This window comes from Flavobacterium sp. HTF, assembly GCF_003105115.1.
Lineage (GTDB): Bacteria > Bacteroidota > Bacteroidia > Flavobacteriales > Flavobacteriaceae > Flavobacterium.
In genome coordinates, this window is record NZ_QETH01000087.1 from 1 (window position 1) to 17298 (window position 17298).

The following is a 17298-nucleotide window of genomic DNA, read 5'->3' on the forward strand; positions in this document are numbered from 1 at the left end:
AAAACAGGCTGAAATGTTAAATTCTTACATTTTAACTTTTGTCATTGACGTGTCTTGTAAATAAAATCGTACCTTGTAGGTATACTCGTCCAGCTCAAATATTTACAAGCCAACTGACTACCTATAAATAAAGCATTTTGTTACTCTCTATTATCTGTCAAATTATTATTGCTGTTACTAAATACCACAAAAGGAAAAGCATTATAATATTTTTTGTTTGATTAAATATTTTTCTGCATCAAATTATTTTCAAGGTATTTAGAATTAGAATTTTAATCTGATTCTAATTTTTGTTTTTAATTAAAAAATGGTGCGATGAAAAAAAAAATACTTTCCTTCCGGACTTTCCTTTGCTTTTTAATTCGTGATTTTTCATTCACAGGTCATTATTCTAAAAATGATCAATATTTAAAGATTAAACTTTCCTTATTATTTTCATTTGTTTGTTTTTCGCTTTGGGCACAACATTCTCCATTTACAAGTAACGGATCAATATTTATTCCTGCAGGAATAACCAGTGTCGAAATAGAAGCCTGGGGAGCAGGAGGAGCAGGAGGCGGAGCAAGCAATTCTGGAGCTTTGACCGGAAGAGGCGGCGCCGGTGGTGGCGGTGGTGCTTATGCACACGGTACAATAACAGTTGTTGCCGGTACAACCATAAACGTTAAAGTTGGTCAGGCAGTTATAGCAACAGCAGGATCAGGAGGCAATGGAGACAGTTCCTATATAGAAAGTTTTGAATCGGTATTTTTAGCTGTTGGAGGAAATGGCGGAATCGCAAATACAACCGGAACATCTCTAGGAGGTGCAGGAGGTTCAGAAACTGTTTCAAAGGGTAATTTGGGAACTTTACCTGGCGCTGTTGGCGGACCTGGAAATAATTTTTTACTTAATTTAGGAGGTAATTCCGGTGTCGGAGGAAAAGCAGGTGGAGCATCAGGCGGTCTGGGCGGTGCATCTCGTACAAGTGCACTATTGGGTATTGGCCCAGGGCTTCCGGGAGTTTCTCCAGGTGGTGGTGGTAGCGGTGGATTGCATTTGGCTGGATCCGCAGCTCAGATCGGAGGAGATGGAGCAAGGGGTGAAGTTCGCGTAACTTATACTTGTCCAACGTATGGTATAGGTACTATTTCGGCATTAAACGCTTGTACTTCATTGGGCACTTCTCAGGTGACATTTGCATCTACGCCCACTTTGTTACCAATAGGTGTCTATACCGTTACTTATAATACCAGCCTCCCGGCAGCTACAGCACTTACAACAACAATGACTGTAACTGTAGCCGGTACTGGAAATTTTAATGCTACGGGACTTACAACACCCGGAACAAGTAATATTACCGTTACCAATTTAAAATCAGGCGTTTGTTCTACCGATATTGTAAGTTTAAATGTGGCAGCAATAACCGTTTCCGGACCATCGGTTGGTGGTGGAGTTACAGGAGGGACACCGGTTTGCAGTGGCCAGACAAGTCCTTTGCTGACTGTCGGCGGACATACTGGATCGGTTATAAAATGGCAGTCTTCAACAGATTCCTTTACTACCTCTACAGACATTGCAAATACGGCTACAACTTATACTTCATTAGCTCTGACACAGACTACTCAATTTAGAGCTGTGATTCAAAACGGAGTTTGTTCTTCGGCGAATTCTACTCCTACCACTGTTACGGTTAATCCTTTGCCTCAGGGCAGCTTAACGGCCAATGGTCCTTTTTGTGCAACAGGTGCCGGACAACTGACATTTACGGCAACAGCCGGAACCGGACCTTATACTGTCGTTTACAAAGAAAATGGCGGAGTAGATCGTACGGCATCAAATGTAGTGAGCGGAACACCGTTTGCTACCTTTACAACTCCGGTTATTGCTTCAACCACTTATACACTAGTTTCTGTTACTGGTGCAAATACCTGTATTCGTAGCTCGGGCTTTACATCGGGTTCAGCAACGATAACGGTAAACCCGCTTCCACAGGGCAGCTTAACGGCCAATGGCCCTTTTTGCGAAACAGGTGCTGGACAATTGACATTTACGGCAACAGCCGGAACAGGACCTTATACGGTAATTTATAAAGAAAATGGCGGAGCCGATCGTACTGCATCAAATGTAGTGAGCGGAACACCGTTTGCTACCTTTACAACTCCGGTTATTGCTTCAACCACTTATACATTGGTTTCTGTTACTGGTGCCAATAGCTGTATTCGAAACTCGGGATTTACATCCGGTTCAGCAACGATAACGGTAAACCCGCTTCCACAGGGCAGCTTAACGGCCAATGGTCCTTTTTGCGAAACAGGTGCCGGACAGTTGACATTTACTGCAACAGCCGGAACAGGACCTTATACGGTAATTTATAAAGAAAATGGCGGAGCCGATCGTACGGCATCAAATGTGGTGAGCGGAACACCGTTTGCTACCTTTACAACTCCGGTTATTGCTTCAACGATTTATACATTGGTTTCTGTTACTGGTGCCAATAGCTGTATTCGAAGTTCAGGATTTACATCGGGTTCAGCAACGATAACAGTAAACCCGCTTCCACAGGGCAGCTTAACGGCCAATGGTCCTTTTTGCGCAACAGGTGCCGGACAATTGACATTTACCGCAACAGCCGGAGCAGGCCCTTATACAGTAATTTATAAAGAAAATGGCGGAGCCGATCGTACGGCATCAAATGTGGTGAGCGGAACACCGTTTACTGCCTTTACAACTCCTATTATTGCTTCAACGACTTATACACTGGTTTCTGTTACGGGGGTAAATAGTTGTATTCGAAGTTCAGGATTTACATCCGGTTCAGCAACGATAACGGTAAACCCGCTTCCTCAGGGCAGCTTAACAGCCAATGGTCCTTTTTGTGCAACAGGTGCCGGACAGTTGACATTTACGGCAACAGCCGGAGCAGGCCCTTATACGGTAATTTATAAAGAAAATGGCGGAGCCGATCGTACGGCATCAAATGTAGTGAGCGGAACACCGTTTGCTACCTTTACAACTCCGGTAATTGCTTCAACCACTTATACATTGGTCTCTGTTACGGGTGCAAATACCTGTATTCGAAGTTCAGGATTTACATCAGGCTCGGCAACGATAACAGTGAACCCAATTCCAATTCCAACTTTTACTACCCAGCCTGCAGCTTCGGTTTGTGCAAGTACAGATGTTATTTATACCACTCAGGCGGGGCAATCAAATTATATATGGTCGGTTCAAGGGGTAGCCGGTACAGATTATACTATTATTTCAGGAGGAATCTCTTCTGCCAGTAATACAGTAACGTTACAATGGTTGACAACAGGAAACAAGACGGTAACAGTAAGTTATACTTCAATTGGCTGTGTGGCTGGTACAAATGCATCCAACACAACGAATGTAACAAAAACGATACGAGGAGTTGTAAATGGCGGAACACATGTTTGTAGTGGTGATGCAAGCCCGTTATTAACTTTAAATGGTTATAACGGAACAATTCTGAGATGGGAATATGCAGAGGCTATTCCTTATGTATGGCAGACTATAAATCATACAGCAAATACATATCAACCGGGAATATTAACCACAAGTACAAGCTATAGAGCAGTTGTGAAAGACGGAACCTGTGCAGAAGACTATGCAATAGAAACAAGAATAGATATTGATACGAAACCATCTATTCCTGTCGTTGGCATTATTACCCAGCCAACTTGTATTACACCTACAGGAAGCGTTACGCTAAGTGGCTTGCCCGCATCACCAAACTGGACTATTACTCAAAACGGAACAACAACTTATACCGCTACAGGTACAAATTACACTATTCCAAATTTAGCTCCCGGAAACTATACTTTTACGATACACGATGTTTCCAGTTGCCCATCCCTTCCAACCATAAATATTGAAATAAAATCTCCGGATACCAATACATGGAATGGAATAAGCTGGTCAAAAGGAAGCCCACCAATCATTACGGATATCATTCATTTTTCAGCAGATTATATTACAGCTGGTGATTTAAGTGGTTGTTCCTGTATTGTGGATTCCGGCGCTACGGTTACAGTAAGTGCTAATAATACTTTGACAATTTCAAATCCGGTGACGAATAATGGAGGAAACTTAATCTTCGAAAATAATTCAAGTTTAGTTCAAACAAATAGTAACCCTGCCATAAACTCTGGTAATATAACCTACAAGCGGACAAGTAAACAAATTCTTCGTGGTGATTATGTCTATTGGTCAACACCGGTAAATCCTCAAAAGCTAATTGATGTATCTCCGGGAACATTATATAATAAATACCTGGATTTTAACGGAGATTATTGGGGAGAAGTCGATAGAAATACGAATATGATGGTAGGTAAGGGCTACATCATTCGTGGACCTCAAAATTATTCCGTTACAGCCAGAGCTGATTATACTGCTTCATTTACAGGTGTTCCAAATAATGGAAATATATCAGGGCAAACCGTACAATCCGGAAAGTACTATTTAATAGGAAATCCATATCCTTCTGCCCTGGATGCAGATAAGCTTTTAGCGGCAAACTTATTTCTGAGCGGAACTATTTTTTTCTGGACACACAATACTCCGGTTAGCCTCGAAGGGGCTTATCAATATAAGGCTGATGATTATGCCACTTATAATACTTTGGGAGGTGTAGGTGTTTCGGCAAAAAGCGATCCTGGCCATACCGATAATCCGGCAACAGATGCCGGTGTAAAACCAACAGGAAAAATAGCTGCCGGTCAGTCCTTTTTTGCAAAAGCACTAAATAACGGAACAGTTGCCTTTACGAATGATATGCGTTTAGGAGGGGCAAGCAATACCCAATTCTTTAAAACAACTAATACATCAAAGAAAGCAGATGATTTAGAACGGCATCGTGTCTGGCTAAATATGTCTAATGTTAAAGGTGCGTTTAAACAATTACTGGTTGGATATATTGAAGGAGCTACTGACGGTCATGATAATGCCTACGATGGTGACAGTAAAGATGCTAATCCATATCTTGATTTTTATAGTATACTCGGTAACAGGAAATATGTAATTCAGGGACGGGCACTTCCTTTCTCAGAGACTGATTTAGTTCCGTTAGGATATCGTTCTGCAATTGTAAGCGATTTTACCATTTCAATTGATCAGGTAGATGGAAATTTAATGAATCATGATATTTATATAGAAGATAAAGTAACTGGCTTAACACATAATTTAAAAACGAGTGCTTATACTTTTTCTTCAGTAATTGGTGTCTTCAATGATCGTTTTATATTGCGTTATACAAATAATACGCTGGGGACAGATACTTTCAACCCGACAGATAAAGAAGTTCTGATCACCGTTAAAAATAAGATCATTACGATTAACGCTTTTGATAATGTAATTGATGAAATCCTTGTTTTTGATATATCAGGAAAAGAAATTTACAAAAAGAACAATCTAAATGACGAGGCATTTGAGATTGAAAATTTAAAATCTCAAAACCAGGTTCTTTTGGTAAAGGTTAGATTAAAAAACAATAATGTAACCACACAGAAAATAGTATTTTAAAATTAAGTAGAAGCAAAAAAGCAGCTGCATGAATAATGCAACTGCTTTTTTGTTTAAAGAGTTTTATATAACCCCTGATGAGTATTTCGGATTGCCTGCTCATTTTTATAGTCAATCCATTTCTGTCCTTTGAATTTTCGCATCAGAATATCAAAATGACGCATGATCAAAACGTTATAAGCCGCTTTTGATAAATTGCCGATATTTTTTGGGAAAGAGCGTAAACTCATTGAAAATCCAGGCGTTAAGTATTTCATATAATGCCAGTAACCTTCGGGCATATATAACATTTCACCATGTTTTAAATTGGTGATAAAACCTTTTGCATTTTTAAGGGCAGGCCATTTTTCATAATCCGGATTATCAAAATCAATATCTTCTCTTGAAATCAAAGCATGCGGAACTTTGTACATATATTTTGACTGATCCGGAGCAAATAACATACATTGTTTTTCGCCATGAAAATGAAAATGCAGAATATTCGAGTAATCAATATCATAATGCATGAAAACCCTTGAACTTGCACCTCCAAAAAAAAGCATTGGCAATTGCTTGACTAATTTTAATCCGATATCCGGCCATAAAAAGTCATCTTTTAATGTTGGGATTTCTTTCATCAAATTATAAAGAAAAATACGGTAATTGGTCGGCTTTTGTTCCAGAAGATCAATATAGTCGCTCATTTTCATTTTGGTGTGCGCTTCATTAAATCCGTCTTTGTGGTTTACCGGTCTGTTATCGTATAAAGGTACAATTGCATCACCGGCAATTTCTTTCATGTAGGATAACTTCCATTTGTTGTAGGCAGGCCAATCTTCAGTCAGCTGCTCAATAACAACCGGGATTTGTTTTTTGACATATTGGTTTACAAAATCATCTTTTGAGATTTTTTTAACCCTTTCTATTTGTTGTAGATTCATTTCTTAATAAAAAAAAATTGCTTATAATCAGTATGTTATAAGCAATTTAAATATTTTTAGCGAGAAATGTGAGCTCTATTGGTTAAATTTTTGATTTAATCGAAGCTTCAAGGTTTCTTTCAATAGTGTGTCCGGGTCTTGACCATTTTGGTTTTTCTCCTAAAGGAGCAAATTGAGAATCGGAAGCCTCAACAGTTTTTGGCTGTGAAACTTTGGTAAATGGTTTTTGTGGATTCAATCCTAACAATTCAAACATTTTCATGTCTTCGTGTACATCAGGATTTGGGGTTGTAAGCAATTTATCTCCGGCAAAAATAGAATTCGCTCCGGCAAAAAAGCACATTGCCTGTCCTTCACGGCTCATATTTGTTCTTCCCGCAGACAAACGAACTTGCGTGTCCGGCATTACAATTCTTGTAGTAGCAACCATTCTGATCATTTCCCAGATTTCAACTGGTTTCTCATCTTCCATCGGAGTACCTTCAACCGCTACTAAAGCATTAATCGGCACAGATTCCGGTTGCGGATTTAATGTAGAAAGGGCAACAAGCATTCCGGCTCTGTCCTCAATACTTTCTCCCATTCCGATAATTCCGCCACTGCAAACAGTAACATTTGTTTTACGTACATTTTCAATAGTTTCTAAACGGTCTTCAAAAGCACGTGTCGAAATAACATCTTTATAATAATCTTCAGAAGTATCTAAGTTGTGATTGTAAGCGTATAATCCTGCTTCAGCCAAACGTTGTGCCTGATTTTCGGTAATCATACCCAAAGTACAACATACCTCCATATCCAGTTTATTAATAGTACGAACCATTTCTAAAACCTGGTCAAACTCTTCACCATCTTTTACATTTCTCCAGGCAGCCCCCATACAAACACGCGATGATCCGCTTGATTTTGCACGCAAAGCCTGAGCTTTTACCTGGCTCACGCTCATTAGGTCATTTCCTTCGACTCCCGTGTTGTAACGTGCAGCCTGCGGACAGTAACCACAATCTTCAGGGCATCCTCCGGTTTTAATAGATAATAATGTAGAAACCTGAACTACATTCGGATCATGATTTTGTCTGTGAATTGTTGCTGCTTCAAACAGCAAATCCATCATAGGTTTATTATATATGGCGATTATTTCGTCTTTTGTCCAGTTGTGTTTTGTAATGCTCATTGATACATTTTTTTTGAAGCTTCAAAAGTAGTTAAATTGTTCTAATCAACCAATGATGTGTTCGGTAAATGAATATTTGATAATTTTTTTCAAAAAAGAAACACCCTAAAATCATAGAATTATATTTTTTTATGATTTTAGAGTGCTAAAATGTTTATTTTGTTTTGAAATATTAATCAGCGATATATTTATTATTCCAGTAAAGCATCATCATCAGAGTTACAATTACCGAAGAAGCAAGTCCTTCAAACAGCAAACAGATACAATAAGTTGGCACAGACGGATTTCCTCCAAACATAAATGCTTCTGATAAAGTTTTTACATAAGCATCACCTCCTCTGGCATAACTGTAAACCAATAATCCGAAAACACTCATGGCGACACCAACTACTGAGGTTGCCATTGCAGAAACTGCGTTTGATACAAAATTGGTTTCGCCTTCATGCAAATTCATTCGCATGGTTTTATTCACCCCATAAAATATAAAAAATACATTGAGAGTACGCAGGTAAAATAAATCAGCTAAACCTAATACGTTCATCAATAAAAAATAAATGCCTATTCCGAGAAATATCAAAAAACCGTTGGTTATTTCTTTAGGTAATTTCATAGTGGTTATTTTTTTAGAAGTTAATAGTAAACGTTTGACAGACAGAGTTCTATCAAATTTACTAAAAAAATAAGTACGATGATTTAAAAAAATCGAAAACTATGAGTAAGGTTTTCTAAAGTCGGGCAATAAAAGCCAAAGCTGTTTTTTTATCCTGATTTAGCTGCTCTTTAAGCAAATCAACAGATCCGAATTTTTGTTCTTCGCGAAGATATTCCAGTAAACAAACCTCAATTTTTTGACCATAAATATCAGCATCAAAATCAAAAAGATTTACTTCAATGGTTTTCTTTTCCCCACTAACAGTCGGATTAAAACCGATATTCATCATTCCAAAAACTTCTTTTCCGCTGATGAATGCCTTAACGACATAAACGCCATTTTTCGGAATCTTTTTATAATCTTCCTCAACATTGATATTGGCGGTAGGGAAACCAATCGTTCTTCCGAGCTGTCTGCCTTTTACCACTTCACCGGTTAAAAAATAGGAATAGCCCAAATAATCGTTGGCAAGTGCTATATTTCCTTCATCTAACGCTTTTCTGATTTTGGTCGAACTTACTGAAACATCCTGAATTTCCTGTGCAGAAATCTGCTCCACTTCAAAGCCGTATTCTTTTCCAAAAGCAATTAAATCATCAATATTGGCTGTCCTGTTTCGTCCAAAACGATGATCGTGACCAATAATGATTTTATGGATATGAAACTGATCAACTAAAATGGTATGAACAAATTCTTCGGCAGTCAATCTTGAAAAACTTTCGTTAAACGGATGAATAACAAGATTTTCAATTCCGGTTTGTTCCAAAAGTTTCGTTTTTTCAGAAATTGTATTTAAAAGTTTTATTTCTGATTTTTCCTGAAGAACCATTCTTGGATGCGGAAAAAAAGTAAGTACTAAACTTTCATATTTTCCATTTTCTGTGTTTTGAGTAATTCGTTCCAGAATTTTTTTATGACCAATATGCACACCATCAAAGGTGCCAAGAGTTAAAATAGTTTTCTTGGTTGACCGAAAATCGTTTATAGAATGAAAGAGCTTCAAAGCAAATTATTTAAGATGGTGCAAATTTATACTATCTATTTTAAATTTGATACTCAGCACAATTGATTTTTTAATGAAATTTGGTTTTCTTTTTTAAAAAAAGGGGCGATTCGTCGATGAAAAAGGATTAATCGTCTTTTATTCATAAGAATTTAATTTAATTGCTTTATTTTTGGTTACTTAAAACAATTCCGGATTTATGAAAAAACAATTACTTTTTGTATTAATTATTTTTTGCTGCATCAATATAAACGCTCAGACAGGTGCTTTGTGGCAAAAAGTAAGCTCATCTTCTGTATTGAATAAAAAAGTAAATGATCAGGATCAGGGTAATTTATACTTTAAATTAAATTCCGATTTTCTAAAATCTAAACTTTCCGCAGTTACAGATAAATCAAAAAATAATACTTCAGAAATTTCTTTCCCCAATTCAAATGGCGTTTTAGAAAGATTTAATGTTTGGGAATCTTCAAATTTTGATCCGGAATTACAGGCAAAATATCCGGATATCAGGGCATATGAAGGAGTTGGAGTTGATGATAAATCAGCAAAAATTCATTTTAGTGTTTCTCCGGCCGGCTTACAGTCTATGGTACTTCGCGTAAATAAAAATCCGGAATTTATAGAAAGCAATCCTGATGACAAATCACAATATGTAGTTTTTGGTTCAAAAAGTACTCTTGCAAAATCAACATTGGTTTGTTCTACAAAAGAACTTTCAGCGAATAAAAAAGCAAAAAATGCCAATACGGCAAAAGAAGCTTCAAATAATAAAGTCTTTAAAACACTTCGTTTGGCTTTATCCTGTACAGCGGAGTATGCTGCTTATTTTGGAGGTACAAAAGCAGGTGCACTGGCTGGAATGAATAATACTCTGACAAGGGTAAACGGAATTTTTAATCGTGACCTGGCTATTAAACTGGTTTTGATTGCCAATAATGATGCTGTTATTTATACAAATACAAGTACAGATCCGTATTCAAAAGCTGAAGACGGAGCAAACGGAGCATGGAATCAGGAAGTTCAGACTACTTTAACAAATGTGATCGGAAACAGCAATTATGATATCGGACACTTATTTGGTGCTTCGGGCGGAGGAGGAAATGCCGGATGTATTGGTTGTATTTGTGCCAATCCTACTGCTGCAGAACCTTTAGGAAAAGGAAGTGCGTATACTTCACCTTCGAATAACAGACCGGAAGGAGATACTTTTGATATCGATTTTGTAATCCATGAATTTGGACATCAGTTAGGGGCTTATCATACTTTTTCATTTGATTCTGGTGAAGTCACAGGTACAAATGTTGAACCGGGAAGCGGATCTACTATTATGGGCTACGCGGGAGTTTCTGATGGTTATGATGTTCAGAACAATTCTGATGATTATTTTGCATATGCAAGTATTCGTCAGATACAGACTATACTTTCTGGCGTAAGCTGTCCGGTTAGCACAACCCTGACCAATAATCCGCCGGCTATTGGAGCCGGAGATGATTATACAATTCCGAAAGGAACAGCCTTTATCTTAAAAGGTACCGGTACTGATTCTGATGGGGACACGATTACCTACTGCTGGGAACAAAATGACAGTTCTGTAACAACCTCCGGAGACAATAGTAAAGCATATCCGACTAAACCGGACGGACCTTTGTTTCGTTCCTTTTTACCAGTCACTTCGCCTGTCAGGTACATGCCGCAGCTAAGTGCAGTTTTACAAAATAATTTATCATCTACCTGGGAGTCCGTTTCTTCTGTAGCAAGAACGTTGAATTTTACATTGACAGGACGTGATAATGCCGCTCAGGGAACAGCCCAGACCAATACAGATGCAATGGTAGTTACTGTAAACGCAAACGTTGGGCCTTTTGCAGTCACTTCACAAAATACCGATAATATTGGCTGGACAAATGGAACTCAGCAAACTATTACCTGGAGTGTTAATGGCACAAATACCCTGGCAGGTTCTGCAAACGTAAACATTAAACTTTCTACAGACGGAGGTTTAACTTACCCGGTTAACCTTGCCCTAAATACACCAAATGATGGTTCACAAACGATTACCGTACCAACAGATATTAAAAACACAAACTGCAGATTACTTATAGAACCCACAGACAATATTTATTATGCTGTTAACTCAAAGCAATTTGCGATAGGTTATGATGTAACTTCAGATTCCAATACCTACACTTTTAGCACACCAGTTACCATTCCTGATGGTAATATGAATTACACCACAAGAATAATAAACGTTCCGGCTCCGGTTCCTGCAGATCAGGCAGCAATTGTAGACGTAGATTTGAATATTAATTTTACACACACCTATTTATCAGATGTTCAGATAAGCATCATGAGTCCGTCGGGAACAATTGTGCCTTTGTTTGACGGAAGCTGTAATAGTATTTCAAATACATTATCGCTAAAATACGACGATTCAGGAACTGCAATGGAGTGTGGAATATCAACATTACAAATTGTTGTCCCTGCCGGAAAACTGAGCGACTTTAATAATCAAATCCCTTACGGGAACTGGACATTAATGGTGCGTGATGTTGATGCAGGTAAAACAGGGACAATTAATAGCGCATCAATTACAATTAAGAGTCAAAAATATACTTTAGGTACAGATGATTTTGAAGCTATAAATTTCGTTTTGTATCCGAATCCGAATAAAGGGAGTTTTACTGTAGAATTCACGCCACAATCATCAGAAGGGGTTAAAATTTATGTACATGATATTTTAGGAAAAGCCGTTTATTCCAATTCTTTTGCAAGTACAGACAATTTTAGTCAAAATATTCAGCTTCAGAATGTTTCAGCCGGAATATATCTGGTAACGGTTATTGACGGAGACAGAAAAACAGTGAAGAAAATAGTAGTTAACTAATCTTTTCAGATGAATAGTTAATGTGCCATTGCCATACAGACAATGCTGATTTTTGCACCCGGAATTTTTAACAAAGCACGCGAACAGGCTTCGAGTGTAGCGCCCGTCGTCAAAACATCATCAACAATTACAAAATGCTTATTGTGATTTTCTTCTGACATCATTACATCAAACATATTCCTGATGTTTTCAGATCGGCCTGCAAGATTCTTTTTTGATTGGGTTTTGGAATATATTTTCCTGAACAAAACCGAATCATCGTAAGGAATTTTTAAACCTGCAGCCAGGGCTTTTCCAAAAGTAGCAACCTGATTATAGCCTCGTTCTTTAAATTTTCTTTTGTGTAACGGAACCGGGACTATAACATCAAAAGGCGTTTTAAGATTTAATTCTTTTAAATCATTCACATACCAGTTTCCCAAAAGAGTTCCGATTTCTTCCTGGCCTTTATATTTAAGATTATGAATGAGTTCCTGAACCATTCCTTTTTTATTGAAGTATAAGAATGCCGAAATATATTCGATCTCCACTTTTCCGTAAAACTTTTTGACAGCTTCATTTTTGTTATCCAGATGATATTGGGTCAGCGGCATTTCATGACGGCATTTGGTGCATAAAACAGTTTCGTTAGTCATTAGGAGCGAACGACATCCGGAGCAAATCTTAGGAAAAAAGAGGTCAATAATATAATTAAACACAAATAGAAAGAATTTAGTTACAAAAATAACGAAATCAATACTTCAATCTTAATTATTTTTCTTTTTTTTAAAAGTACTTTTTATATTTTTGCATCACTATGGCAAAACAAGAAGATTTATTTAAGAATGTGGTTTCGCACGCAAAAGAGTACGGATTTATTTTTCCGTCAAGCGAAGTTTACGACGGATTAAGTGCTGTCTATGATTATGCACAAAATGGTGTCGAGTTAAAAAAGAATATCCGTGAATATTGGTGGAAATCAATGGTTCAGATGAATGAAAATATTGTCGGCCTTGATGCTGCCATATTGATGCATCCAACAACCTGGAAAGCTTCAGGCCACGTTGATGCCTTCAACGATCCATTAATTGATAATAAAGATTCTAAGAAAAGATATAGAGCTGACGTTTTGGTTGAAGATTATGCTGAAAAGATCAATCAAAAAGCTCAAAAAGAAATCGAAAAAGCAAGAGCCCGTTTTGGTGATGCTTTTAATGAGGAAGAATTTGTTACGACAAATGCCCGCGTTATAGAATATCTTTCAAAATACAAAGAAATTTTATCAAGGCTTGCAAAAGGGATGAGCGAAGATCTTCAGGATGTAAAGGCTTTAATCGAAGAATTGGAAATTGCTGATCCTGAAACCGGTTCAAGAAACTGGACAGATGTTAAACAGTTCAACTTAATGTTTGGAACTAAATTAGGTGCTTCTGCAGATTCTGCAATGGACTTATATTTACGTCCTGAAACAGCTCAGGGTATTTTTGTGAATTTCTTAAACGTTCAGAAATCGGGCCGTATGAAAGTTCCTTTTGGAATTGCTCAGACCGGTAAAGCTTTTAGAAATGAAATCGTTGCAAGACAATTCATTTTCCGTATGCGTGAATTCGAACAAATGGAAATGCAGTTTTTTGTACGTCCGGGAGAAGAAATGCAATGGTACGAACACTGGAAAACAACCCGTTTAAACTGGCATTTATCTTTAGGATTAGGTAAAGAAAACTACCGTTTTCATGATCACGAAAAATTAGCGCATTATGCCAATGCGGCAGCAGATATTGAGTTTAATTTTCCATTCGGATTCAAAGAACTGGAAGGAATTCACTCTCGTACTGATTTTGACTTAAAAGCACACGAACAATATTCAGGAAGAAAACTACAATATTTTGATCCTGAACTGAATGAGAACTACGTTCCTTACGTTGTTGAGACTTCAGTTGGTTTAGACCGTATGTTCCTGGCTGTTTTTGCAACATCTCTAAAGGAAGAAACTTTAGAAGACGGTTCTACAAGAACAGTATTAAAATTGCCTGCAGTTTTAGCACCAACAAAAGCGGCTATTTTGCCTTTAGTTAAAAAAGACGGATTACCTGAAATTTCTAAAAAAATCATCGAAGATTTAAAATGGGATTTCAATGTGGCTTATGATGAAAAAGATGCAGTGGGTCGTCGTTACAGAAGACAGGATGCTCTTGGAACTCCGTTCTGTATCACAGTAGATCATCAGACTCTGGAAGATGAAACAGTAACCATCCGTCACAGGGATACAATGAAACAGGACCGTGTGAAAATTGCTGAATTAAGTGCAATTATCGAAAATGAAGTTTCAATGAAAAACTGGTTAATGAAAATGTAATCTTTCAAATATCAATATAAAAAATCCCAAATTCCATCCCGAAGTCTCGGAAGAGTTTGGGATTTTTTAATTTTAAACGATTTGAATTGTTATATATTTGGCCCAAAAATAAATTATATAACATAAGAAAATTTTAAAAGCCTAATAATAAATAAACTCTAAATCAACTATGAAAAAAATCTTTACTCTAATTTTTATTGCCTTTGTTTTTATTGCCTGTAGCAAGGATGAAAGTGAAAAAGCAGAAGACGCTGTATTAATAATACCCGAAGTTGAAATTGAAGTTACAGGCGTAAATACAACAACCGCTATTGTAAATTTATTAAACGAAAGTTATCCAAATACTATTACGGTTAAATATTTATACAGAAAAAATAATGAACAAACCTGGACAGAATCTAAATCAGGCAGTCTGGTAAATTTAGATAAAGGAAAAAAGTATTTTGTTAAAGTTAGAATGGAAAATGGTGCAGATTTTAAAGAATCTAAAGAGATACCATTTACAACAATAGTATTTTTGGAAGGCAATATGGGCAATGGTGGCCATGTAACTAACACTGTAAATAAGGAATGTACTATACCAATTATTATTTTACCTGAATTTGTTGAATTTGATGAAAGTAAAACTCCTTTGGTTGCTTATATTAAAATTGGAAATGACAGTTTAAAAGCAAAAAAAGCTTCGTTTGTTAATGTCGGTGGAGATTCTCCTTATTCAGTGACAAGTTTCAAAATAGAATTGCCAGATAATGTCCAGTCATTTTTTGATAAAGATACAGACTATAATTATCTTAAAAATTATACTATAGGTTTGTTTCTGGGAGATTCTTATATACATATTAAAAACAGCGGTGTGGTAGGATTAGATCCTTATTTAGAATCAAAAGATAATAATTTTCCATGGGTAAATTTAATGTCGGTTTTCAATAAAACTCCTAGATTTAATAAGGCTTATGAAAGTCAGGTTAGCAATGGTAAATTAGCATTGTATTTTAGTGGTTTTTTCTGGACATCAGCAGGAGCAAACAGTAATGTTTCCGCAGTTGCAAAGAGAAATGAATTTATCATTACAAAATCAGATGATCCAAATTTCAGCAAAGTATTAGCTTCAAATGAAAGCAGTAGTTCCCCAACATGTGGTTACAATAGTTGTGATACTGAAGGTTTTGGATTTGCTCATTCAATTAATGGCTATTATTTTGATTTTCATTTTAATAATTTTGTTTGTATCAGAACATATAAATCTGATTTTGCAGCCGGTGATTACTTTATACAAGCCAAAATGACGGACCAAAATGACGAAGTATTTACGTCTAATAAATTTGCATTTAAAATTGAATAATAAAAGGTTTAGAAATTAATATAGAAATGAATGTCAAATTCATATTTTTAAATCTAATTTTTCTGAAAGAACAGTTTAAAAAATCCCAAATTCCATCCCGAAGTCTCGGGAGAGTTTGGGATTTTTTTGTTTTTAGGTCGTAGTTTATTTATAAATTTTAACAATTGTTTATAATGTATTAACAATGAATTATTTGCATTCTTAAAATTTGTATTTTTAATGAATTGTAAAAAAATTAAGCAATTCATAAGAAAACTAATCAAATAGTTTCTTAGATTTCATGGAAAATTAAGACAAACTACTATTGAAAAAGTATTCGTATATTATCATTGATGATAATGCTGAGAGTACTCTGGAAACCAAAACTATTGCAGAAGGTTTTCCGGAGTTAACTTTTTTGGCATCAGCTACGAATTACCCTCAAGCACTGCAACTGGTTCTGGAGCACAAACCGGCTATTATTTTTATTGAAATAGATCCACAAGATTTATCGAGTGATTTGTCCCTTTATTTTATCAATGAGTTATACCGGTATTTATCGCATATACCAAAAATAATCGTTACGACTTCTCAAAAAGAACTTGCTTACGAAGCGATTCAGTATGGAGTTTTTGATTATTTATTAAAGCCTGTTTTGCAGATTGATTTGCTCAAAACTGTTTTAAAGCTGGATAAGGCCACCTTAGAGGCAGAATCCCTTAAAATCAGGAACGAAATAAATTCGGTTATTCCGGCTCTGCAGCATTCTTCAATTGCAGAAAAACCGCTTACCATATGTATAAAATCCTATGGAGATTATCGTTACCTGAACGCCGCAGATATTTGTTATTTTCAGGCAGATAATAATTCGACCGATATTTACCTTAGTTCCGGCGAAATGGTAACCGCTTTTAAAACACTTAAGCATTTTGAAAATGTTTTGACTTATCCTTTTTTCAGAATTCACAACAGTTATATTATTAATCGCAATTATATAGCCCGTATTCATAGCGGAAATTCAATCTGCTATATAAAAAATTCAACAAAAAAAATCCCTTTTTCTAAAACCTATAAATCGAATATTGACCTTATAATTACTGATTTTATTATAGGAAATTACTTAGAAGTCTAAAAATTAGGTATTTACGTAAATTTCACGTTCATCTACTATCAATTGGGCATGTTCTACCACAAACTAATTTTTTTGTATAAATTTTTTTTGATTCCCGACTTAGTTTTACACCGTGATTAACACATAATCACAGCCCCCCAAATAAAAATCATAAACAAAAAAAATTAAGGTCATGAAAAAAACAGCTTTAACATTCGGATTATTCTCTTTAGCAATGGTTGCAACTTCTTTTACAACTCCATCAAACCAAGCCATTTTTTCAAATCACAGATCAAGTATTGAACTGCCGGTTGACGGAGCAACAGGCGGTGGAAGAAAACAAGATCGTATCGTAAAGAATCAATTAGCAGAAAA

At 36.4% G+C, this 17298-nt stretch carries 11 protein-coding genes; 6 read left to right on the plus strand and 5 right to left on the minus strand.

Translation table 11 applies throughout. The features are described from left to right. The first annotated feature begins 315 nt into the window (after positions 1-315). Positions 316-5523 (plus strand): T9SS sorting signal type C domain-containing protein, encoded by a 5208-nt coding sequence (locus DCO46_RS18665; protein WP_124019583.1) that lies wholly within the window; start codon positions 316-318, stop codon positions 5521-5523. Between the two features lie 53 nt (positions 5524-5576). On the opposite strand, the gene DCO46_RS18670 is transcribed toward DCO46_RS18665, so the two are convergent. The 4 genes from DCO46_RS18670 to DCO46_RS18685 all read right to left on the minus strand — a co-directional run bounded on the left by DCO46_RS18670 (position 5577) and on the right by DCO46_RS18685 (position 9269). Then, positions 5577-6443 carry a cupin-like domain-containing protein gene (locus DCO46_RS18670; RefSeq protein WP_116754004.1) on the minus strand — a complete coding sequence of 289 codons (867 nt, stop codon included), beginning with the start codon at positions 6441-6443 and terminating at the stop codon, positions 5577-5579. An 82-nt stretch (positions 6444-6525) separates the two neighbouring features. Next, a complete protein-coding gene (gene bioB, locus DCO46_RS18675; protein ID WP_116754005.1) occupies positions 6526-7614 on the minus strand; it encodes a biotin synthase BioB in 1089 nt (362 codons plus the stop codon). 172 nt (positions 7615-7786) lie between these two features. Further along, positions 7787-8224 (minus strand): hypothetical protein, encoded by a 438-nt coding sequence (locus DCO46_RS18680; protein WP_116754006.1) that lies wholly within the window; start codon positions 8222-8224, stop codon positions 7787-7789. 115 nt (positions 8225-8339) lie between these two features. After that, a complete protein-coding gene (locus tag DCO46_RS18685; RefSeq protein ID WP_116754007.1) occupies positions 8340-9269 on the minus strand; it encodes a bifunctional riboflavin kinase/FAD synthetase in 930 nt (309 codons plus the stop codon). 199 nt (positions 9270-9468) lie between these two features. Here DCO46_RS18685 and DCO46_RS18690 point away from each other — a divergent pair, with 199 nt between their 5' ends. Further along, the gene (locus tag DCO46_RS18690) at positions 9469-12156 is read left to right on the plus strand and encodes a reprolysin-like metallopeptidase (RefSeq protein WP_116754008.1); all 2688 of its coding nucleotides are present in this window, start codon (positions 9469-9471) and stop codon (positions 12154-12156) included. Positions 12157-12173: 17 nt separating this feature from the next. On the opposite strand, the gene DCO46_RS18695 is transcribed toward DCO46_RS18690, so the two are convergent. Further along, entirely contained in the window at positions 12174-12791 is a 618-nt protein-coding gene (locus DCO46_RS18695) for a ComF family protein (RefSeq protein ID WP_116754009.1), read from the minus strand. Between the two features lie 161 nt (positions 12792-12952). Here DCO46_RS18695 and DCO46_RS18700 point away from each other — a divergent pair, with 161 nt between their 5' ends. From DCO46_RS18700 to DCO46_RS18720, 4 genes are all read left to right on the plus strand, one after another. Next, on the plus strand, positions 12953-14491 hold the full coding sequence (locus tag DCO46_RS18700; RefSeq protein WP_116754010.1) for a glycine--tRNA ligase: 1539 nt from the start codon (positions 12953-12955) through the stop codon (positions 14489-14491). Between the two features lie 169 nt (positions 14492-14660). After that, on the plus strand, positions 14661-15833 hold the full coding sequence (locus DCO46_RS18705; RefSeq protein WP_116754011.1) for a fibronectin type III domain-containing protein: 1173 nt from the start codon (positions 14661-14663) through the stop codon (positions 15831-15833). A gap of 304 nt (positions 15834-16137) precedes the next feature. Next, positions 16138-16944 carry a LytR/AlgR family response regulator transcription factor gene (locus tag DCO46_RS18715; RefSeq protein ID WP_116754013.1) on the plus strand — a complete coding sequence of 269 codons (807 nt, stop codon included), beginning with the start codon at positions 16138-16140 and terminating at the stop codon, positions 16942-16944. A 172-nt stretch (positions 16945-17116) separates the two neighbouring features. After that, positions 17117-17298: hypothetical protein (locus DCO46_RS18720; protein WP_133244614.1), on the plus strand; the 182-nt coding region annotated here is incomplete at its 3' end.